Genomic DNA, 1,088 nt, shown 5'->3' with positions numbered 1-1,088 from the left:
CATCATCGCGTGCGGCGGCGCGCCGCTTGCGTGGGTGGAGGAACAGGTGCGCATCGCCCGCTCGATGACCGACAAGCCCATCGGCGCGAACGTCATGCTCATGGATCCGAACGCGGGCGAGACGGCCGAGCTTCTGGCGAAGCTGCGCGTCGACGTCATCACGACGGGCGCGGGCAGCCCGGCGAACTACCTGCAGATGTGGAAGGACGCCGGCATCAAGGTGGTGCCCGTGGTGGCCTCGAGCGCGCTCGCGGCGCGCATGGAACGCCTCGGCGCCGACGCCGTGGTTGCCGAAGGCACCGAGGCCGGCGGCCACATCGGCGAGCTGACCACGATGGCGCTCATCCCTGCGGTGTGCGACGCCGTGTCCATCCCCGTGATCGCCGCCGGCGGCATCGCCGACGGGCGCGGCATGGCCGCCGCCTTCGCGCTGGGCGCCGAAGGCGTGCAGGTAGGCACCCGCTTCCTCACGGTGGAGGAGTGCACCATCGCCGACGCGTACAAGGAGCGCGTGATCGCCGCCAAGGACGCCGACACCATCGTCACGGGCCGCGGCAGCGGGCATCCCGTGCGCTGCCTCAAGAACAAGTTCGCCCGCACGGTGCGCAAGCTCGAGGGCGACGTGGCGGCCAACGGCGACGAGCTGGAGGCCATGTACGTCGGCTCGCTCAAGCGCGCCGTCGAGGGCGACGTGGACAACGGCACCATGATGGCGGGCCAGTCGGCGGCGCTCGTGCGCGAGCGCGCGACGGCGGCCGAGGCGATCGCCTCCCTAGTGGCCGAAGCCGAGGAGCTGGGGGGACTGGGCTCGAGGCCCTGGCTGCGCGCAACGCGACGCGCGGGGAAGCGCGATGATCGGGCCGGTGCCCGCGGGCGCGCCCGTGCTCATGCTCTCGGGCCAGGGCTCGCAGAAGCCCGGCATGGGCGCCGACCTCATGGATCTGCCCGAGGTGCGGGAGACCTTCGCATGCGCGTCCGACGTGTTTGGCTTCGACGTGGCCGACCTTGCGTTGAACGCCGAGCCCGAGAAGCTGAACGACACGCGCAACGCCCAGCCCGCGCTCGCCGCGCTGTCGGTGGCCGTCGCC

1 protein-coding gene and 1 pseudogene are annotated in these 1,088 nt (G+C 72.2%); both read left to right on the top strand.

Going from position 1 to position 1,088, the window contains the following annotated elements:
- Positions 1-64 precede the first annotated feature (64 nt).
- Positions 65-724, top strand: a pseudogene (locus tag GPA_RS10395) (nitronate monooxygenase); the annotation flags it as partial.
- Positions 725-851: 127 nt separating this feature from the next.
- The coding region (locus GPA_RS20515; RefSeq protein ID WP_156791163.1) for an acyltransferase domain-containing protein at positions 852-1,088 on the top strand (237 nt) is incomplete at its 3' end.

It is taken from the genome of Gordonibacter pamelaeae 7-10-1-b (assembly GCF_000210055.1).
GTDB classification, from domain to species: Bacteria; Actinomycetota; Coriobacteriia; order Coriobacteriales; family Eggerthellaceae; genus Gordonibacter; species Gordonibacter pamelaeae.
Note: the sequence above shows the minus strand (reverse complement) of the source record. Positions and strands in the feature narration are given on the sequence as shown.